Origin of the sequence: Actinoplanes sp. L3-i22 (genome assembly GCF_019704555.1) — a bacterium.
Lineage (GTDB): Bacteria > Actinomycetota > Actinomycetes > Mycobacteriales > Micromonosporaceae > Actinoplanes.
This window is the reverse complement of sequence record NZ_AP024745.1, coordinates 10,889,853-10,908,825: the sequence shown is the minus strand read 5'-3', so window position 1 is coordinate 10,908,825 and position 18,973 is coordinate 10,889,853. Positions and strand designations below refer to the sequence as shown.

General features: G+C 73.0%; 18 protein-coding genes. 9 read left to right on the top strand and 9 right to left on the bottom strand.

The genetic code is table 11. From position 1 onward, the window contains the following. Nucleotides 1–160 precede the first annotated feature (160 nt). Together L3i22_RS48250 and L3i22_RS48245 are read right to left on the bottom strand one after the other, a co-directional pair. The gene (locus L3i22_RS48250; RefSeq protein WP_221324099.1) at nucleotides 161–769 is read right to left on the bottom strand and encodes a type IV toxin-antitoxin system AbiEi family antitoxin domain-containing protein; all 609 of its coding nucleotides are present in this window, start codon (nucleotides 767–769) and stop codon (nucleotides 161–163) included. Nucleotides 770–1,689: 920 nt separating this feature from the next. Next, nucleotides 1,690–3,234: a glycoside hydrolase family 3 N-terminal domain-containing protein gene (locus tag L3i22_RS48245; RefSeq protein WP_221324098.1), complete on the bottom strand. Its 1,545-nt coding sequence runs from the start codon at nucleotides 3,232–3,234 to the stop codon at nucleotides 1,690–1,692. Between the two features lie 172 nt (nucleotides 3,235–3,406). On the opposite strand from L3i22_RS48245, the gene L3i22_RS48240 reads away from it, so the two are divergent. The 3 genes from L3i22_RS48240 to L3i22_RS48230 are packed head-to-tail and all read left to right on the top strand — an operon-like array spanning nucleotide 3,407 to nucleotide 6,348. Beyond that, nucleotides 3,407–4,585, top strand: a complete 1,179-nt coding sequence (locus L3i22_RS48240; protein ID WP_221324097.1) for an ROK family transcriptional regulator — start codon at nucleotides 3,407–3,409, stop codon at nucleotides 4,583–4,585. 49 nt (nucleotides 4,586–4,634) lie between these two features. After that, nucleotides 4,635–5,459, top strand: coding sequence for an ABC transporter ATP-binding protein (locus tag L3i22_RS48235; RefSeq protein ID WP_221324096.1), 825 nt, complete (start codon nucleotides 4,635–4,637; stop codon nucleotides 5,457–5,459). Between the two features lies 1 nt (nucleotide 5,460). Then, nucleotides 5,461–6,348: a ribokinase gene (locus L3i22_RS48230; protein ID WP_221324095.1), complete on the top strand. Its 888-nt coding sequence runs from the start codon at nucleotides 5,461–5,463 to the stop codon at nucleotides 6,346–6,348. Nucleotides 6,349–6,574: 226 nt separating this feature from the next. Here the strand turns inward: L3i22_RS48230 and L3i22_RS48225 are convergent, their stop codons facing one another. Genes L3i22_RS48225 through L3i22_RS48210 form a run of 4 tightly spaced genes read right to left on the bottom strand, consistent with a single transcriptional unit; the run spans nucleotide 6,575 to nucleotide 8,937 of the window. Next, the gene (locus tag L3i22_RS48225) at nucleotides 6,575–7,495 is read right to left on the bottom strand and encodes a methyl-accepting chemotaxis protein (protein WP_221324094.1); all 921 of its coding nucleotides are present in this window, start codon (nucleotides 7,493–7,495) and stop codon (nucleotides 6,575–6,577) included. A gap of 14 nt (nucleotides 7,496–7,509) precedes the next feature. Then, the gene (locus L3i22_RS48220) at nucleotides 7,510–8,052 is read right to left on the bottom strand and encodes a PAS domain-containing protein (protein ID WP_221324093.1); all 543 of its coding nucleotides are present in this window, start codon (nucleotides 8,050–8,052) and stop codon (nucleotides 7,510–7,512) included. Nucleotides 8,053–8,096: 44 nt separating this feature from the next. After that, nucleotides 8,097–8,450 (bottom strand): hypothetical protein, encoded by a 354-nt coding sequence (locus L3i22_RS48215; RefSeq protein ID WP_221324092.1) that lies wholly within the window; start codon nucleotides 8,448–8,450, stop codon nucleotides 8,097–8,099. 25 nt (nucleotides 8,451–8,475) lie between these two features. Further along, a complete protein-coding gene (locus L3i22_RS48210) occupies nucleotides 8,476–8,937 on the bottom strand; it encodes a DUF6232 family protein (protein ID WP_221324091.1) in 462 nt (153 codons plus the stop codon). A gap of 76 nt (nucleotides 8,938–9,013) precedes the next feature. Here L3i22_RS48210 and L3i22_RS48205 point away from each other — a divergent pair, with 76 nt between their 5' ends. The 3 genes from L3i22_RS48205 to L3i22_RS48195 are packed head-to-tail and all read left to right on the top strand — an operon-like array spanning nucleotide 9,014 to nucleotide 13,771. Then, nucleotides 9,014–9,787: an enoyl-CoA hydratase/isomerase family protein gene (locus L3i22_RS48205; RefSeq protein WP_221324090.1), complete on the top strand. Its 774-nt coding sequence runs from the start codon at nucleotides 9,014–9,016 to the stop codon at nucleotides 9,785–9,787. Between the two features lie 42 nt (nucleotides 9,788–9,829). Beyond that, nucleotides 9,830–12,082, top strand: coding sequence for an Hsp70 family protein (locus tag L3i22_RS54200; RefSeq protein WP_255657700.1), 2,253 nt, complete (start codon nucleotides 9,830–9,832; stop codon nucleotides 12,080–12,082). A 12-nt stretch (nucleotides 12,083–12,094) separates the two neighbouring features. Next, nucleotides 12,095–13,771 carry an acetolactate synthase gene (locus tag L3i22_RS48195; protein ID WP_221324089.1) on the top strand — a complete coding sequence of 559 codons (1,677 nt, stop codon included), beginning with the start codon at nucleotides 12,095–12,097 and terminating at the stop codon, nucleotides 13,769–13,771. A 4-nt stretch (nucleotides 13,772–13,775) separates the two neighbouring features. Here the strand turns inward: L3i22_RS48195 and L3i22_RS48190 are convergent, their stop codons facing one another. Genes L3i22_RS48190 through L3i22_RS48180 form a run of 3 tightly spaced genes read right to left on the bottom strand, consistent with a single transcriptional unit; the run spans nucleotide 13,776 to nucleotide 14,909 of the window. Then, nucleotides 13,776–14,180: a PLDc N-terminal domain-containing protein gene (locus L3i22_RS48190; RefSeq protein ID WP_221324088.1), complete on the bottom strand. Its 405-nt coding sequence runs from the start codon at nucleotides 14,178–14,180 to the stop codon at nucleotides 13,776–13,778. A 38-nt stretch (nucleotides 14,181–14,218) separates the two neighbouring features. Beyond that, the gene (locus L3i22_RS48185; protein ID WP_221324087.1) at nucleotides 14,219–14,521 is read right to left on the bottom strand and encodes a DUF202 domain-containing protein; all 303 of its coding nucleotides are present in this window, start codon (nucleotides 14,519–14,521) and stop codon (nucleotides 14,219–14,221) included. Between the two features lies 1 nt (nucleotide 14,522). Further along, entirely contained in the window at nucleotides 14,523–14,909 is a 387-nt protein-coding gene (locus L3i22_RS48180) for a YidH family protein (RefSeq protein ID WP_221324086.1), read from the bottom strand. Between the two features lie 404 nt (nucleotides 14,910–15,313). Here L3i22_RS48180 and L3i22_RS48175 point away from each other — a divergent pair, with 404 nt between their 5' ends. From L3i22_RS48175 to L3i22_RS48165, 3 genes are all read left to right on the top strand, one after another. After that, nucleotides 15,314–16,093, top strand: a complete 780-nt coding sequence (locus L3i22_RS48175; RefSeq protein ID WP_221324085.1) for an electron transfer flavoprotein subunit beta/FixA family protein — start codon at nucleotides 15,314–15,316, stop codon at nucleotides 16,091–16,093. A 14-nt stretch (nucleotides 16,094–16,107) separates the two neighbouring features. Continuing rightward, nucleotides 16,108–17,040, top strand: a complete 933-nt coding sequence (locus L3i22_RS48170) for an electron transfer flavoprotein subunit alpha/FixB family protein (protein ID WP_221324084.1) — start codon at nucleotides 16,108–16,110, stop codon at nucleotides 17,038–17,040. A 751-nt stretch (nucleotides 17,041–17,791) separates the two neighbouring features. Continuing rightward, nucleotides 17,792–18,967 (top strand): cysteine desulfurase family protein, encoded by a 1,176-nt coding sequence (locus L3i22_RS48165; protein WP_221324083.1) that lies wholly within the window; start codon nucleotides 17,792–17,794, stop codon nucleotides 18,965–18,967. The last annotated feature ends 6 nt before the right edge of the window (nucleotides 18,968–18,973 follow it).

The following is an 18,973-nucleotide window of genomic DNA, read 5'->3' as shown; positions in this document are numbered from 1 at the left end:
GGGTCGGCGGTGGAACAGCTGGTCATGCGGTGGAGCTGCCGGTCATGGGCTGGAGCGGCTGGCCGTGCGCTGGAGCGGCCGGTCATGCGCTGGAGCGGCCGGTCATGCGGTGGCGGGCCGGTCATGCGGTGGCGGGCCGGTCATGCGGTGGAGTGGCTGGTCATGGGGTGGGCCAGTGGGGGAGTGCGGCGGATCGGTTCGTGGCGTTGGCCAGTAGGGCGATTACCTCCCGGCGGTGCGTGAGGCGGGGTCGACGGGCCAGGGCGTCGGCGATCCGGGCCGGGGTGGTCAGGTGCCGGGTGCAGGCGGTGGTGATCCAGTGCAGGGCCTCCTTGGCGTCGGCGGCGGTCGAGGCCAGGTCCAGGACGGTGTCCTCCAGACGGGTCTGGGGCGGCCGGCGGTGCGGATGCCGCCGGGCGGTGGCGTGGCGGGAGCGGTGGACGGCGACGACCGGGTTCGGGCGGACGCGGCGCTGCTCCGGGATGAGCACGTGGACGACGCCGGGCACGGGGACGGCGAGACCGGCCTCCTCGGCCGCGGAGCGGTGGCACAGCATCGCGTCGGAGCCGGAATAGAGAATCGCGGCCCAGCGCATCGCGGCCGGCGGTGGACGGCCGGCGAAGGTCGCGTAGATCCCGGGCAGCAGGCGCTGCCACTGGCCGGTCAGGACCAGTTCCCTTATTTCGCGGTCGGAGACGCCGGCCGCGAGCGCTTGGCGGCGGGTGACCACTCCGCGCTGGTGTCGGCTGATCTCGTCGAGTTGTGCCATGTCAGGCAGCTTGCCGTCGGCGGGCGTCGCGTGCCTCGGGGCCTGTGGACAGACGCGCGGTGTGGATAACTCCTGCGCGGGGGGGCTTTGGTGGTACGCGCAAGAAATAGAGGTACGGCCGTGATCGGCGGGCAGCCGTCCGCAAGAAGCGGAGTCAGGATGACCGGTCGGCCGCGGTGAATCGTGGCGCGACGGCGCTTGAGCGGGTCATTCGCCGGGCAGCGGACATGCGAAATGCGGGCGGGCCGTGCAAGAAGAGATGTGCAGCGGGCCGGTTCAGGAGGAGAGCCGCGCAAGAAGAAGGTGCGAGCAGGAGCCGGGCGGGAGGAAGCCTACGCGACAAAGAGGACGAAATTGGCGCGAGATGCGGTGGGCGGGTCCCACACGAGATGCGGCGCGTGAGTCCTGAGCGGCGGGGCGGAGATGCGGCGCGCGAGTCGTGAGTGCGGGGCGGGCAGTCCTGAGCTCGGGGCCGGCGATGCTGGGTCGACGGGGCTCACCAAAGCTGGTGAGCCGGGCGGCGGCGGACTGCTCCCGAAGTCCTGCCGTGCCCGGCTCACCCATGCGTCGCGGTCGCACTTTTCCCGAGGGCGATTCCCGCGACGTCTCCCCAGATCCACCTGCGGGCATGACGCTACGTGATGGACGCTGTGGGGAGGAAGTGCTGAGCGTGTGCTCTGGCCGTTCGGATGAGCGGATTTATCCGTCGGTTGTCCGGTTTTTCGGATATCCGCTACCGTGAGTGATCAACCGTCGGCGTAACGTTCAGTAACCGCCCCGGCGGGGGCCGTCGGCGGCCGGCCGGGCTGAAGTCGGTCAGCGACCGGCCCGGCGACGATCGGAAGCCGAGGGCAATCAGCGGTCGGCCGGACCGAGGCCGAGGTCGGTCGACGGTCGGCTGGGCCGAGGCCGAAGGGCGGTCAGTGGCCGGCCGGGCCGAGGCCGAGGGCTTCGGCGGCCACCTGGGCGCTGGCCAGGCTCGCGCCGTGGGTGACCAGGAACGCCCGGACCCCGTCGGGCCGCCAGGCCGACGGCCACCCCATCTCGACGACCCCGGTCGGCCAGGTCGCCGAGAGCTTCTCCGCCAGGTCACGACTGGCCGCCGCCTGATGCACCCGACGCCCGACCAGCAGGATCGGGCGTCCCGCGGCGCGCTCGATCAGCTGGTCGGCGGTGGTCTCCGCCGCGACGACGTCGATCTGCTCGACGTTGCCGAGGAACGGACGCAGCCCCCACGGAACCTTCCCCTCGGCGATCGAGTGCCCGGTGATGAGCTGCACGACCAGCGGTTCGCCCAGCGCCGCCGGCTCGCCCTCGACGAGCAGTGCCCGCCGCGCCGCGTGAATCCCGAGCTCAGCGGGGTCAAGGGGAAGCTCCACGGCGATCCCGAGCTCGGCGGAGTCGCGGGGCATCTCGGAGGCGAGGGGCGCGTGCGTGGCCGGCTGCGGCGACGCGGTGGCCCGCGTGTGGGCCGTCCACTCGGCCAGCTCCGCGTTGCGGTTGGCGGCCTGCTCGAGCCGTACCAGAGCAAGCCTCCCGTCCCCGACCGCCGCCGCGACCTCGTCAGCGACCGCAAGCACCAGGTCTTGATCCACCAACGCCCCGATGCAGAGCAGATCCGCCCCAGCGGCCAGCGCCGCGACCGCCGCCCGCGGAATCCCCCCGGCGGCTCCGGCGGCCCCGCGCATCTCGAGGGCGTCGGTGACGATCACCCCGCCGAAGCCGTACGTGGATCGCAGCAACCCTTCGAGCGCTTCCCGGCTGAACGTCGCCGGCCCGTCCCCGGTCAGCGCCGGAACCCGGATGTGCGCGCTCATCACCGCCCGGGCGCCCGCCGCGATCGCCGCCGCGAACGGTGGCAGGTCCCGGTCACGCAGGACCGACAGCGGCTCGTCGATCGTCGGCAGTTCGAGGTGGGAGTCGGTCACCGTGGCGCCGTGGCCGGGGAAGTGCTTGGCGCAGGCGGCGACGCCGGCCGATTGGAGGCCCCGGACCGCGGCCGCGCTGTGTCGCGCCACCAGTCCCGGCTCGGCGCCGAACGACCGGGTCCCGATGATCGGGTTCTCGGCGGCGGTGTTCACGTCGACGGTCGGCGCGAGGTCCAGGTTGATGCCGGCCGCGGCCAGGTCACGGGCCATCGCGGCGTACACCTGACGGGTGAGTTCCAGGTCGTCGGCGGCGCCGAGGGCGGCGTTCCCGGGGTACGGGCTGCCGGTGCGATGGCCGAGCCGGGTGACGTCGCCGCCCTCCTCGTCGATCGCGATCAGCGCGTCGGGCCGGGCGGATCGCAGCCGCGCGGTGAGCCGGGTCAGCTCCTCCGGGGTGGTCACGTTCGTGCCGAACAGGGTGAATCCGGCGAGTCCGTCGGCGAGCAGATCCAGCGTCCAGTCGGGCGCGGACGGGCCGGGGAACGCGGCGAGGAGGGTGCGCAGGGCGAGCCGGCGAAGACCGGGGTCGGTGGCCATGAGTGTCCTTCCGGTGACGTTGCTCTGGCCACCGGGGGCGCCGAGCTGCCATGATCGCTCGCAGTCGATAGCCACCGTACGGACGGGCAACATTGCCGACCGTTACGCTGCGGCTGCATGCTGAGCGCCGCCACTGTAACAGGAAACAATCTTTAATATTAGGGGTACGACCATGGCCGCCACTCGCCTTCCGGGCACGCCCCGGTTGCTGCGCGCACTCAACGACCGCGCGGCGCTGGACCTGTTGCTCTCCCGAGGTCCCCTGACCCGGGCCCAGCTCGGCGAGCTGACCGGCCTCAGCAAGGTCACCGCCTCCCAGCTGGTCGAGCGGCTCGAGGAGCGCGGGCTGGTCCGGCGCGTCGGCGAGCAGGCCGGCGGCCGCGGGCCGAACGCGCAGCTCTACGCGGTCACGCCGGGCAGCGCGCACGTGATCGGCGTCGAGGTCGGGCCGGACTCGGTGATCGCCGCCTGCGCCGACATCACCGGCGCGGTGATCGGCCGCTCCGAGCTGAGCACCAAGGACACCGACGACCCGGTCGGCGTGGTGCACCAGGCGGTGGTCCAGGCCGCGACCGACGCCAAGACCGACATCACTTCGGTACGACGTGTCGTCCTCGGCACCCCCGGTCTCGTCGACCCGCAGTCCGGTGAGATCTCCTTCGCCTGGGACCTGCCCCGCTGGCACCGCGGCCTGCTGGCCGACCTGCGGCGGGACCTGAGCACCCCGGTCGTCTTCGGCAACGACGTGAACCTGGCCGCGGTCGCCGAGTCGACCACCGGCGCGGCCGCCGGGATGTCCGACTTCGCGCTGGTCTGGATCGGTCGTGGCGTCGGCCTGGCCAGCGTCATCAGCGGTCGTCTGCACCAGGGCGCGACCGGTGCGGCCGGCGAGATCGGCTACCTGCCGGTGGGCGGCGCCGAGGTGCCGCACAACGCGTCGAAGCGGGGCGTGAAGGGCGCGTTCCAGACCCTGGCGGCGGCCGAGGCGGTCAAGGCGATCGGCAAGCAGCACGGGTTCCGCGGCGCCGAGGCCGCCGACGTGGTGCGGGCCGCGGTCGACGCCGGTCCGGCCGGCGAGCCGGTGCTCGACGAGCTGGCCCGCCGCCTGGCGCTCGGCGTCGCGGCGACCTGCCTGGTGCTGGACCCGCCGCTGGTGGTGCTGGCCGGCGAGGTGGGCCGGGCCGGCGGCACGGCGCTGGCCGACCGGGTGGAACGCGAGGTGGCCGCGATAACGCTGGTCTCGCCCAAGGTCGTGGTGACCGGGGTGGACGACGAGCCGGTGCTGCACGGCGCCCTCTACACGGCGCTGGACGCGGTCCGCGACGAGGTGTTCGGATCGACCACCGACTGAGGGGCATTCCCGGCACGCCGCCGAATTGCCAGCGTGGGCACATGGTTGGATGGACGGCGTGCCTGAGGCTGCCGTAACCGTTCCGCCCGACGAGGACACCGTGATCGCGTTCGACCGGGTCAGCGTCGTCCGCGGTGGGAATCACCTGATCAACAGTTTGTCCTGGCAGGTCGAGCTGGATGAGCGCTGGGTGGTGCTGGGGCCGAACGGCGCCGGCAAGACCACCCTGCTCAACATCGCGTCCGGCCGGCTGCACCCGACCCGCGGTCAGGCCTGGGTGCTGGGCGACCGGCTGGGCCGGGTCGACGTCAACGAGCTGCGCACCCGGGTGGGGATCACCACCGGCCGGCTCGCCGACCGGATCCCGCCGGACGAGAAGGTGCTCGACGTCGTGGTCACCGCCGCGTGGTCGGTGGTCGGCCGCTGGCGGGAGGAGTACGACCCGCAGGACGTCGAGCGGGCCCGGGCGCTGCTCGCCCAGCTGGGCATGACCGCGTTCCTGGACCGGGAGTTCGGCACCCTGTCCGAGGGGGAGCGCAAGCGCACCCAGATCGCCCGCGCGCTGATGACCGACCCCGAGCTGATGCTGCTCGACGAGCCGACCGCGGGCCTCGACCTGGGCGGCCGGGAGGTGCTGATCCAGCACCTGACCGAGCTCGCCCTGGACCCGGACGCGCCGGCCATGGTGCTGGTCACCCACCACGTCGAGGAGATCCCGCCGGGGTTCACCCACGGGCTGCTGCTGCGCGAGGGCTCGGTGGTCGCGGCCGGCCTGCTCGGCGAGGTGATGACCGCGGAGAACCTGACGAAGACGTTCGGGCTGCCGCTGATCGTGGACCGGTTCGGCGACCGGTACACCGCCCGGGCGTCCTGACATGCCCCGGGTCGCGGTCGTCGGCAGCGCCAACATGGACCTGGTCGGGCTGGCCGAGCATCTGCCCCGGCCGGGTGAGACGGTGCTCGGCGACGACTTCGTGATGACCCCGGGCGGCAAGGGCGCGAACCAGGCGATCGCGGCCACCCGGGCGGGTGGCACGACCACGTTCCTGGGGGCGATCGGGTCCGACGCGTTCGGTGTCACGCTGGGCTCCCGGCTGGCGGCGACCGGGGTGGACACCACCCACCTGCGGACCAGTTACGGCTCGTCCGGCGTCGCGGTGATCATGGTGGACCGGGCCGGGGAGAACTCGATCCTGGTCAGCCCGGGCGCCAACCGGTCCTTCCTCGACCTGACCGACGACGAGCGGGCCTGCATCGCCGAGGCCGACGTGCTGCTCTGCCAGCAGGAGATCCCGATGGCCACGGTCGCGGCGGCGCTGATCGCCGGTCGGGCCGCCGGGACCAGGACGATCCTGAACGCGGCGCCGGCCCGGGAGCTGCCGCTCGGCCTGCTCGACCAGGTCGACCTGCTGGTGGTCAACGAGACCGAGGCGCGGGCGATCACCGGCGGGTCCGCGTCGGACCTGGGCGCGCTGCTCGCGCTGGTGCCGCGGGTGGTGCTGACGCTCAGTGGCAACGGGTCGCGCTACGCCGACCGGGACGGGCGGGACGTGCACGTGCCCGCGTTCCCGGTCGAGGTCGCGGACACCACGGCGGCGGGGGACGCGTTCTGCGGTGCACTGGCCGTGGCCTGGGCCGAGGGCCGGGACCTGGTCGACGCGGTGCGCTGGGCGAACGCGGCCGGGGCCGCCTCGGTCCGCAAGATCGGCGCCAGCGTCGGCCTGCCCGAGCGCGCCGAGATCGAAGCCATCTTCACCGCCTGACGCGCCCTTCGGCGCCGGCCGGTCCCGTGACGCGCGGCTGGGCCGGAACCACAGGCCGGCCCGCGGGGACCTTTGAAACCGCAACCACCCACGGACGTCGCCCTTTCGGGCCTCGCGTTTTTGGGCGCCCCGCGCCCTGCGAGGACCGGAAGGGTCCCCGCGGGAGCGACGATCAGTTATTGGCCGCAGCGTAGGCAATAAAGAATTTGATCTTGATCTGAAGCGGTCAGGATTGCCGGGCGGTGCTGAGGAAGCGGGTGACCTCGGCGCGCAGCACCTCGGCGAGTTGCGACAGGCCGGCCATGCCCGCCGCGCCGCCCCCGTCGACCGCCCGCGCGATCCCGTCGATCAGGTTGTTGATCTCGCGGAAGCTCCTGGTCACCGCCTCCAGCACACCGACCGCGTCGGCCGCCGCCTGCTGGACCGTGTTGACCTGCCCCATGATCTCCTCGCTGGACGAGCTGGTCTCGTTCGCGAGCTCCTTGACCTCGTTCGCGACCACCGCGAAGCCGCGCCCCGCCTCGCCCGCCCGGGCCGCCTCGATGGTCGCGTTCAGCGCCAGCAGCCGGGTCTGCGACGCCACCTGGTTGATCAGGTCGACCGCGTGCCGGATCTCCTCGGACGCGGTGCGCAGCGAGGTGACCGTGTCCAGGCCGCGCTCGGCGTCGTTGACCGCGCCCTTGGCGAACTGGGCCAGGCCGTTCGCGGACGCGCCCATCTCGGTCGCCGCCGTCGCCACCTGCTCGGAAACGGTCAGGACGGCGGACTCCAGCTCGTCGGCGAGCGCGTGCCGGGCCCGGGTCGCCTCGGCGATCTGGTCGGCGTTGCGGCGCATCGCGGTCACCGAGGCGTTGATCTGCTCGGCGGACAGCCGGAACGTGCCCTGCAGCCCGGTGGTCAGGAAGCGGCGGTGGAAGCGCCCGTCGGCGGCCGCGGCGGAGGCGGCGCCGGACTCCCGGGCGAACGCGTCGAGCCGGTCCAGCAGGGCGTTCAGCGCGGTGCGGGCGGCCAGCGCGGCCTCGTGGTCGCCGATCGGGGGGAGTCGCGCCTCGAAGTCGCCGGCCGTCATCCGGCGGCAGATCGCCGCGATCGTGGCCAGCGCGGCCTCGGCCGACGGCGCGGGCGACGGGGCCACGGCCGTGCTCATCGGCCGGGACCGCCTCACCGGGCGGATCCGTTCGTCAGCGACCAGACCAGCTCGTCGTAGTCCATCCCGCGCTCGGCCAGGATGTCCCGCAACGCCTGGAAGCCGGCCGCGACGGCGTCCGGGGTGTGGCTCTCGCGGGCCTCGGCGGCTCGGAGCCGGGCGTAGAGATCGCTGATCGCGGCGACCGCGGCGGGCGCCGGACGGCGGCGGTTCGAGTGGTATCCGACGACCCGGCCGGTGGCGTCGTAGGAGGGCGTGACGTGGGCGAGGACCCAGTAGTGGGCGCCGTCGGCGGCCAGGTTCAGCACGTAGGCGAAGATCTCCCGCTCCTCGCCGAGCACGTCCCAGAGCAGCTTGAACACCGCGCGGGGCATGTCCGGGTGCCGGATCACGCTGTGCGGCTGCCCGACCGCCGCGTCCTCCGGGATCGCGGAGACCCGCAGGAACACGTCGTTGGCGTAGGTGATCACGCCACGTGGATCGGTCTTGGTGACGATCATCTCGTGGTCGCCGAAGGTCCGCTCGATCCCGGTGGGCCGTGTCCGCGTCGCTCTCATGATGTTCTAGATCGTGCCGAATTTCGGTCCGGCTTTTTGACGAATCAGCGAGAAACGCGCAGTCCCCAGGCGATCAGCGGGGCCTGCAACGGGAGGCGGCCGAAGGCGATCGCGCGCTTGGCCGGGGACGCGTTCCGCCAATCCCAGGCCATCTTGACGTTGGCCGGGAAGACCGCCGCGAACAGGGCCGCGGCGGCCAGGCCGCCGACCTTCCGGGTGCGGGGATGCGCGATGGCGGCGGCAACCGCCAATTCACAAAATCCGCTTACGTACGTCCATTGCCGCGCCGATCCGGGCAGCGCTCGCGGGACGATCGCGTCGAACGGCTTCGGCGCCACGAAATGCAGCACGCCCGAGGTGGCGAGCAGAGCGGCGAGGCCGGCGGCGTCTTTGTCCATGCGGTTACCGTCGTTGTTCACGCGATCACGGTCGCATGGCGGGTTCCATCGCGCGTTGCAGGGCGCGGTAGATCCGGCCGAACCGCTGTGCGTTCGTGGTGCGGAGCAGCAGCACCTCGCCGCCCTGCACCCGGCCCCAGATCTCGATCGTCCGGCTGCCCGCGTCGTAGGACCGGTCGACCCGCTCCAGCAGCAGGTCGGCGACCGGCACCACGGCCAGGCCGACCAGCACCCCGCCGATCAGCATGGCGATCGAGTGCGCCACGTCCGTGTGGACGATCAGCGCGACGCCGATCGCCAGCGCGCCGACCAGCAGCGGCAGCAGGATGGCCAGGCCCAGCGCGCCCCGCTTGGCGATCACCGACCAGGAGCGGTCGCCGCGGGTGTGCCAGACCTGGAGCAGCTCGGGCAGGCGGAACTCGCGGCCGTTCATGTGTACCCCGGACGACGTGATCAGTACGTCCGGATCCCGGTAGTACGTGGTCATCGTTCCTCCCAGGGGGTCCAATCTATCCGGTACCCGTCGTAGGCTGGCGGCCAAACGGCTACCAACGGAGGTCGGCGTGAGTGAGTTCGTACGGCTGGAGATCGCGGACGGGATCGGCACGATCCGACTCGAACGGCCGCCGATGAACGCGCTCAACACGCAGATCCAGGAGGAGCTGCGGGCGGCCGCCACCGCCGCGGCCGGCGACCCGGACGTGCGCGCCGTCGTGGTCTGGGGCGGCGCGAAGGTGTTCGCCGCCGGCGCCGACATCACCGAGTTCACCACGGTCACCTACCAGCACATGGTGGGCCGGGCCACGGCGCTCTCCGGGGCGTTCGACGCGGTCGCCCGGATCCCCAAGCCGGTCGTCGCCGCGATCACCGGGTACGCGCTGGGCGGCGGCTGCGAGCTGGCCCTGGCCTGCGACTGGCGGGTGGTCGCCGAGGACGCCAAGCTCGGCCAGCCGGAGATCAAGCTGGGCATCATCCCGGGCGCCGGCGGCACCCAGCGACTGGCCCGGCTGGTCGGCCCGGCCCGCGCCAAGGAGCTGATCTTCTCCGGCCGGATGGTGGATGCCGAGGAGGCGTTGCGGATCGGGCTGGCCGACCGGGTGGTCCCGGCCGATCAGGTGCTGGCCACCGCGCTCGAGCTGGTCCGGCCGTACGTGACCGGCCCGGCGCTCGCCCTGCGCGCCGCCAAGCAGGCCGTCGACGCCGGACTCAGCATGGACCTCGCGGCCGGCCTGGCGCTGGAGTCGCACCTGTTCGCCGGGCTCTTCGCCACCGACGATCGGGTGGAGGGAACCACCGCTTTCGTCGAGAAGCGCAAGCCGAAGTTCACCGGACAGTAGTCACCACCGCTACGTGTCACAGGCACCGCCTAGACTGCGCACATGTCCATCGACCAGGGTGGTCCGAAGTACGCCCTCGGCATCGACTTCGGCACCTCGAACACCGTTGCCGTCGCGCGGTGGCCGGACGGCCGGGCGCGGCCGATCCTGGTCGACGGCTCCCCGTTGCTGCCCTCCGCGATCTACGCCGACGCCGCGGGGAACCTTCTGGTCGGCCGGGACGCGGTGCACAGCGCCCGGCTCGAGCCGGCCCGCTTCGAGCCGAACCCGAAACGCCGCGTCGACGACGGCCAGGTGCTGCTCGGCGAGCGGGAGTTCGAGGTCATCGACCTGATCACCGCGGTGCTCGCCCGGGTGGTCGAGGAGTGGCACCGCGCGGTCGGGCCGTACCGTCCGGAGACCACGCTCACCTGCCCGGCGACCTGGGGCGCCGCCCGGCGGACCCTGCTCGCCGAGGCGGCCGCCCGGGCCGGCCTGTCCGGCGCGCGGCTGGTCGCCGAGCCGGTCGCCGCGGCCACCTACTTCGCCGAGGTGCTGGAACGCGAGGTGCCGGTCGGCTCGGTGCTGATGGTGCACGACTTCGGCGCCGGCACGTTCGACGCCAGCCTGGTCTCGCGGACCGCCACCGGCTTCGAGGTGCTCGCCGTCGACGGTCGCGACGACCTGGGCGGCCTGGACGTGGACGCGGCACTGGTCGAGCACCTGCGGACCGATGCCTGGGAACGCCTGCTCGAGCCGACCACGATCGAGGAGCGCCGGGCCCGCCGGCAGCTCTGGGACGACGTCCGGATCGCCAAGGAGCGGCTCTCCCGGGCGCAGTCCGCCGACTTCGTGGTGCCGCTGCTCGACGCCGAGGTGCACCTGACCCGGGACGAGCTGGAAGAGGTCGCCCGGCCGGTGCTGGAGCAGACCGTCCGGATCACCCGGAACCTGCTGACCCACGCCGACCTGCCGGAGGGCCGGCTGGCCGGGGTGTTCCTGGTCGGCGGGGCCAGCCGGATCCCGCTGATGGCCACGCTGCTGCACCGCGAGCTGGGCGAGCCGCCGGTCGTCATCGAGCAGCCGGAGCTGGTGGTCGCCGAGGGCAGCGTGCTGGCCCGGGCGGCGCTGCTGACCTCAGAGCCGGCCGCGCCGGGGCCGACCGCGGAGATGCGGTTGCCCTCGCAGTCCATGCCCGCGTTCCCGGAGCGTTCGGCGACCGTGCTCACCCAGCCGGCGCCCGCGGTGCCCACCCAGGCGGTGCTGGCGCAGGCCGCGCCGGAGGCGGTGGACGGGGCGACCGAGCTGGGCGCGATGCCGGTGGTCACCCAGCCGGTGGCGGCCCGGTCGATCCCGGAGGCCGCCGGGACGACCCTGCCGACCCGGGCGCCCGACTCGACGGCGCCCGAGGCCGCGGCGGCGCTGGCCGAGCTGGCGGCGCCGTTCTCGGAGCCGACCGGCGAGGAAACCTTCTCGGAGCCGACTGAGCAGGGGCCGGCGCCGATGGCCGCGGAGACGCTGCCGTCGCGGAAGCCCGGGGCGGCCATCGCCGAGACCCCGGCGGCCGCCGCTGCATCCACCTCCGCCGCGCCGGCTTCCGCAGCCCCGGCTTCCGCTGCTCCGGCGCAGCGGTCCGCTCCGCCCGCCTCGCGGCCGGCCAGGATGGACAATCGGGAGACCGAGATCCGGCCGGAGCTCGTCGTCCCGCCGCACATGCGGCCGCCGGTCGACCCGTGGCCGGATGCCGACCCGCCGCACTGGCAGCCCGATCCGGATGCCACGATGCCGACCAGCCCGCCGCCGCACGAGGGGCGGACGCCGCTGTCGTCGCGGTCGAACGGGGCACCGGCGCAGCAGCGCGGCGGACCGTCGCGGCAGAACGGGGCGCCCGCGCGGCAGAGCAGCGGCGCTTCGCGGCCGGGTGGCGCACCCGCGCGGCAGGGCGGTGGGTCTTCGCGGCAGAACGCCGTACCGAGGACCAACGAATCGGGCCCGAACCGGACCGCCCAGCCGGTGGCGCATGCCCGGCCGATCTCGTCGGCGCCCGCGCCGGCCTCCGGCCGGGCGGTGGTGTCGCCGCCGGCCCCGGCCCCGGTGCGGGAGCCGAAACGGAAGCCGCCGAAACCGGCCCGGCAGCGGCGCAGGAATCCGTTCCTCCGGTTCCTGCAGGTGCTGCTCAGCATCCTGACGATGATCTGTGTCCCGCTGATCGCCCTGGTCCTGGCGTACGGCTACGGCAACGGCGTGCCCTGGGAGAAGGACGCGATCAACGTGTTCAACGACATCGCGGTCCTGTTGCACCTGAAGACGAAGTAGGACGTACGGGCCATGCCGGAGCCGATCGACGGGCACGGTGGCGAGCTGGCGCTGGCCGCGTTGCGCGCGTTCGGGGTGACCGAGATGTTCACGCTCTCCGGCGGCCACGTCTTCCCGCTCTACGCCGCGGCGCACGAGTCCGGGTTCGGGGTGTACGACGTCCGCCACGAGCAGTCCGCGGTCTTCGCCGCCGAGGCGGTCGCCAAGCTGCGGCGCCGCCCGGGGCTGGCGGTGCTCACCGCCGGGCCCGGGGTGACCAACGGCATCTCCGGGCTGACCAGCGCGCACTTCAACGGCTCCCCGGTGCTCGTGCTGGGCGGCCGCGCCCCGGCCTTCCGGTGGGGCGCCGGGAGTCTGCAGGAGCTCGATCACGTGCCGCTGGTCGCGCCGGTCACGAAGTATGCGGCGACGGTCGGCGACACCGCGGCGATTCCCGGTGCGATCGCCGCCGCTCTGACCGCGGCGCTGACCCCGCACCGCGGGCCGGCCTTCCTCGATCTGCCCCTCGATGTGATCTTCTCGACCGGGTCGGCGGTGGCGCCCGCCGGGCCGGTGATCCCGGTCGCCGAGCCGGATCCGGACGAGGTGGCGCGGGCCGCCCGGCTGCTGGCGCGGGCCGCGCGGCCGGTGATCGTCGCCGGCTCGGACGTCTGGACCGGGGACGCGGTCGACGAGCTGCGGGCCGCCGCGGAGGCGCTGCGCGTACCGGTCTTCGCGAACGGGATGGGGCGGGGCGTGCTGCCGCCGGGGCATCCGCTGGCGTTCTCACGGGCGCGGCGGGTGGCGCTCGGGCAGGCTGACGTGGTGGCGGTGGTCGGGACTCCGCTCGACTTCCGGTTGGGATTCGGCGCGTTTGGTGAGAACCCGCAAATCGTGCACATCGTGGACGCGGTGGGGCAGCGTGCGACGCATGTCACGCCGGAGGTCTCGCCCGCCGGCGATCTGCGGCTGATCCTGGCCGGGCTGGCCGCGGGCGCCGGCCTTTCCACGTCGGCCACCGGTTCTTCCACGCCGGGCGCCGGGCGCGCCGCATCGGCCGCGGATCGTGCGGACTGGATCGCCGGGCTGCGGGTGGCCGAGGACGCGGCCCGCCGGCGGGACGACGAGGCGATGGCGGCCGGCTCCGACCCGATCAAACCCGCCCGGGTGTACGGCGAACTGCGCAAAGTGCTCGCCCCGGACGCGGTCACGATCGGGGACGGCGGGGATTTCGTGTCGTACGCCGGCCGCTACCTGGAGCCCGCCCAGCCGGGGACGTGGCTCGACCCGGGGCCGTACGGCTGCCTCGGCACCGGGCTGGGCTACGCGATGGGGGCGCGGGTCACCTACCCCGATCGGCAGATCTGTGTGCTGATCGGGGACGGCGCCGCCGGGTTCTCGCTGATGGACGCGGAGTCCCTGGTCCGGCAGGGGCTGCCCGCGGTGCTCGTGGTCGGCAACAACGGCGTGTGGGGCCTGGAGAAACACCCGATGCGGGCGATGTACGGCTTCGACGTGGCCGCCGACCTGCAGCCGGGGCTCCGCTACGACGACGTGGTCCGGGCGCTCGGCGGGGCCGGGGAGACCGTGGCCGCGGCCGCCGAGCTGGGGCCGGCGTTGCGCCGGGCGTTCGACTCGGGCGTCCCCTACCTGGTGAACGTGCTCACCGACCCGGCCGACGCCTATCCACGATCGTCGTCCCTGGCCTGACGCCTCAGGGCTTGTCGTCGCGGGCCTGGGGCGTGTCGTCGGTCGCCTGGGGCTCGTCGTCCCGGTGCCGGTCCGGCGGCGGGGGCGGGGGTTTCTCCTCCTTGCGCAGCTCACGCTCCCACTGGGCGAGCAGCTCGCGGTCGCGGCGGGACTGCTCGGAGTCCATCGAGCGCAGGAAGTCCGGATCGTCGTCCGGGGAGACCGGGCGGGCCGGTGGACGGGTCGCCGGGTGGCCCGGACGGCCCCAGAGGAAGTAGGCGATCGGCCCGGCCAGTGGGATCAGCACCACGACCAGGACCCAGAGCAGCCGCGGCAGGACCCGCACGCGCTCCGCCGACAGGCACCCGATGAGCGCCAGGATCAGCAGCACGAGCTCGACCGCGACCAAGAGGATGAACAACCGGACCATGGGGCAATGATGCCCCGCCCGCGCCCGCCCGGCGACGATCAGAGCATGACAACCAACCCGCCGATGACCGCGAAGGCCGCGGTGATCAGCGCGTAGGCCCGGATCGTGCGGGCCGCGGACGGTGGCGGGCGGGTGCGCAGGCCCGGTGCGCGGAGCAGGGCGAGCGCGATCAGGGTCGCCCATCCGGCCATCGCGGCGGCGGCGACCAGCCACTCGGCCGGCCCGGCGCCGGGGTGGAAGGCGGGGCGGGCGGCGAGCAGCGCGACGACCGCCGCGGACATGCCGGTGCGCCGCCAGGCCAGGCGGGTGCGCTCCGGGGAGGCGCCGGGGTCCCGCGTCATGTCACCGGAACAGCCGGTACGACACGCTCACGACCAGGAGCAGGGCGCCGATCGCCACCGCGATCGCCAGGATCGCCGGGAACCTGGACCGCGGCAGGTCGATGCCGAGCCGCATGGCCCGCTCGGCGCGCGCCCAGTGATCGACCGCACGCAGCGCGACCAGCCCGCCGAGGACCAGCAGCGTGATCGCGATGATCTCGCGCAGCCGGGCGATCGGCAGCGGCGGCAGGAACTGGGCGCAGGCCAGCCCACCGGCGATCAGGGCCAGGCCGGTGCGGATCCAGGCGAGGAACGTCCGTTCGTTGGCCAGCGAGAACCGGTAATCCGGAGTGGTGCCCTCGGTGTGGGCGCTCTCCGGGTCGAACCAGTGGATCAGGCCTCCGAACACCTGCCGATTATTGACCTGATCGGTCAAGAAGGCGGGTGCCACAGGTTGCGTACTTCGTCACTCACGCACGCTTCCCGTGGACGGCCGCACCGGCACCAGGGAGAGTCGGGACCGGACCGGCCATGGGACTGCGGCTCCGCGTCGTTCGCGTTTGCGAGAGGATGGGGGCCGGGCAGGTTCACAGCGTCCAAGAGCGTTGCGTATTGGCCGGACATGTCATGACACCTCCTCCTGGGCATGCTAGTGAGGCGTGTCACTCTGGGTGGCCGGCAACAGCAAAGCTACTGGCGGGTAACCTGGCCGACACGGTTCTGGATCCGGCAATGCGCGGCCAGGCGAGGCCGGCCGACGTGTGCAGGTCGATCGCAACGGTGCGTTCAATACAGGAGGGTCGTAGTAGCGCGATGAACATCGTCGTACTGGTGAAGCAGGTGCCCGACTCCGGTGCCGAGCGCACCCTGAGCGCGAGCGACAACACCGTCGAGCGTGGCTCGGCGAGCAACGTCATCAACGAGATGGACGAATACGCCATCGAGGAGGCGTTGAAGATCAAGGAGGCGCACGGCGGCGAGGTGACCGTGCTGACGGTCGGCCCGTCCGGTGCGACCGACTCGATCCGCAAGGCGCTCTCGATGGGGCCGGACAAGGCCGTCCACGTGTCGGACGACGCCCTGCACGGCTCCTGCGCGGTGGCCACCTCCAAGGTGCTCGCCGCCGCCCTCGGGCAGCTGAACGCCGACCTGATCCTCTGTGGCGCGGAGTCCACCGACGGCCGCGTGCAGGTCGTCCCGCACATGCTGGCCGAGCGCCTGGGCGTGGCCGCGCTGACCGGCGCCCGCAAGCTCACCGTGGACGGCGCGCAGCTGACCATCGAGCGGCAGACCGACGAGGGCTACGAGGTGGTCACCGCCTCGACGCCGGCCATCGTCAGCGTCTGGGACACCATCAACGAGCCGCGGTACCCGTCCTTCAAGGGCATCATGGCCGCCAAGAAGAAGCCGCTGCAGAGCCTGTCCCTGGGTGACCTGGGCGTGAGCGGCGACGAGGTCGGCGCGGCCGGCGCGACCAGCCAGGTGCTGGAGTGGACCAAGCGGCCGGCTCGCAGCGGCGGCGCCAAGGTCATCGACGAGGGCAACGGCGGCGAGCAGCTCGTCGCGTACCTCGCCACCGAGAAGTTCGTCTGAGAAGGGGTCTCGTCATGGCTGAAGTACTCGTTGTCGTCGAGGCCGGCGTCAAGAAGGTCACGCTCGAGATGCTCACGATCGCTCGTGGGCTCGGCGAGGTGTCCGCGGTCGTGTTCGGCGAGGCCGACCAGGCCAAGCTCGCCGAGTTCGGCGCGGCCAAGATCTACACCGCGTCCGGTGCGGACGTGCTCGACCACGGTGCCGCTCCCAAGGCGACCGCCGTCGCCGAGCTGGTGAAGCGGGTCTCCCCGGCCGCCGTGCTGCTCGCCTCCACCCAGGAGGGCAAGGAGATCGCCGGCCGGCTGGCCGTCAAGCTGGACAACGGCCTGCTCACCGACGCGGTCGACGTCGCCGCCGACGGCACCGCCACCCAGGTGGTCTTCGCCGGCTCCACGATCGTCAAGTCCAAGGTCACCAAGGGCCTGCCGATCGTGACCATCCGTCCGAACTCGACCACCCCGGTCGCCGCCGCGGCGAGCCCGGCCGTCGAGGAGCTGTCGGTGACCGTTTCCGACGCGGACAAGCTGGCCACCGTCACCGAGCGGGTCGCCGAGCAGAAGGGCTCCCGCCCCGAGCTCACCGAGGCCGGCATCGTCGTCTCCGGCGGTCGCGGCGTGGCCAACGCCGACAACTTCAAGCTGGTCGAGGAGCTCGCCGACCTGCTCGGCGGCGCGGTCGGCGCGTCCCGCGCGGCGGTCGACTCGGGTTACTACCCGCACCAGTTCCAGGTCGGCCAGACCGGCAAGACGGTGTCCCCGCAGCTCTACGTCGCGCTGGGGATCTCCGGCGCGATCCAGCACCGGGCCGGCATGCAGACCTCGAAGACGATCGTCGCGGTCAACAAGGACCCCGAGGCCCCGATCTTCGAGCTCGCCGACTTCGGCGTGGTCGGCGACCTGTTCAAGGTCGTCCCGCAGGCCGCGGACGAGATCCGCAAGCGGAAGTAAAGACCGATTCTGGTCACGGCCCGGCGGTCCTCCGCCGGGCCGCTCGCTTTCCTGGGGGTACGGCCCCGGCCCACGCCCGTGACCAGCCTGCGAGCAGGGCCCGCCCAGCCTGCGAGCAGGGCCCGCCCAGCCTGCGAGCAGGGCCCGCCCAGCCTGCGAGCAGGGCCCGCCCAGCCTGCGAGCAGGGCCCGCCCAGCCTGCGAGCAGGGCCCGCCCAGCCCGCGAGCAGGGCCCACCCAGCCCGCGAGCAGGGCCCACCCAACCCTGAGGGGGGCCACCGCCTCTGCCGTAATTGTCGCTCGATTTGCCAAGATCGTGCCGGGGGGCTGTGGACGACGCCGCAGTGTGGACAACTCCCACGGGGTCGGATCTTGGGGTAAGGCGCAACCCATCGGCGGAGCTGAGGCGGCCTCGGTGGCCGTTCCGGGAACTGGGGTACGTCGCGCCCACCCGTGGAGCCGGGACAGCCTCCGGTGGCCGTTCCGGGTTTTGGGGTAGACCGTGCCCACCCTCGGACGTCGCCCTGTAGGGCCTCGCGTTCTGGGCGCCCCGCGCCCTTGCGAGGCCCGGAAGGGTCCCCGCGGGAGCGACGATCAGTTATTGGCCGCAGCGTAGGCAATGAAGATCTTGATCTGTTGTATTGATCTTGTGGTGGACTGCGCGGGCGCGCCGTCAGCCGGTCGAGGGGTGCCGGGAATGCGCGGTAGGACGGCGAAGGTTGCTTCGAGAAACAGGTTCTAGAGTGGGAAAAATGGCCTACCTCGATCATGCGGCGACCACGCCGATGCTCTCCGTCGCGCTGGACGCCTATGCGGCCGCGGCGCGGGAGATCGGCAATCCGTCATCCCTGCACGCGGCCGGTCGTGGCGCCCGGCGACTGGTCGAGGAGTCGCGGGAGCGGATCGCCGCGGTGATCGGCGCGCGGCCCTCCGAGGTGATCTTCACGGGCGGTGGGACCGAGGCGGACAACCTGGCCACCAAGGGGGTTTTCTGGGCGCGGCGTGACGCGGACCCGCGTCTGCGCCGGGTGGTGGCCTCGGCCGTCGAGCATCACGCGGTGCTGGACGCGGTCGACTGGCTGGGGCGGCACGAGGACGCGGACGTGACCTACCTGCCGGTGGACGGGGCCGGGCGGGTGGACCCGGACGGATTCGCCGAGCTGGTGCGGAACTTCGGTGACGAGATCGCCGTGGTCAGCGTGCAGTGGGCGAACAACGAGGTCGGCACGGTGCAGCCGGTTCCGGAGCTGGCCGCGCTGGCCGCCGCGGCGGGCATCCCGTTCCACACCGACGCGGTACAGGCGGTCGGGCAGGTGCCGGTGGACTTCGCGGCGAGCGGGGTGGCGGCGCTCACCCTGACCGGGCACAAGCTGGGCGGGCCGGTCGGGGTCGGCGCGCTGGTGCTGGGGCGTGACGTGACCTGCACGCCGCTGCTGCACGGCGGTGGCCAGGAGCGCGACGTGCGGTCCGGGACGCTGGACACGCCCGGGGTGGTGGCGTTCGCGGTGGCCGTGGAGACGACCGTGCAGGCCCGGCTGGAGTACGCGGACCGGGTCGCCGCCCTGCGCGACGAGCTGGTCCGGCGGGTGCTCGCGGCGATCCCGGACGCGATCTACAACGGGGACCGGGAGCGGCGGCTGCCCGGCAACGCCCACTTCTCCTTCCCCGGCTGCGAGGGCGACGCGCTGCTGCTGCTCCTGGACGCGCAGGGGATCTACTGCTCGACCGGCTCGGCCTGCTCGGCCGGGGTGGCGCAGCCCAGTCACGTGCTGCTGGCGATGGGTGCGGACGACGCGCGGGCCCGGTCGTCGCTGCGGTTCTCGCTCGGGCACGACAGCACCGCGGCGGACCTCGACGCGCTGCTGGCCGCGCTGCCGGGCGTGGTCGAGCGGGCCCGCCGGGCCGGTGCGTGGAAGACACCCAGATAAGCCCGG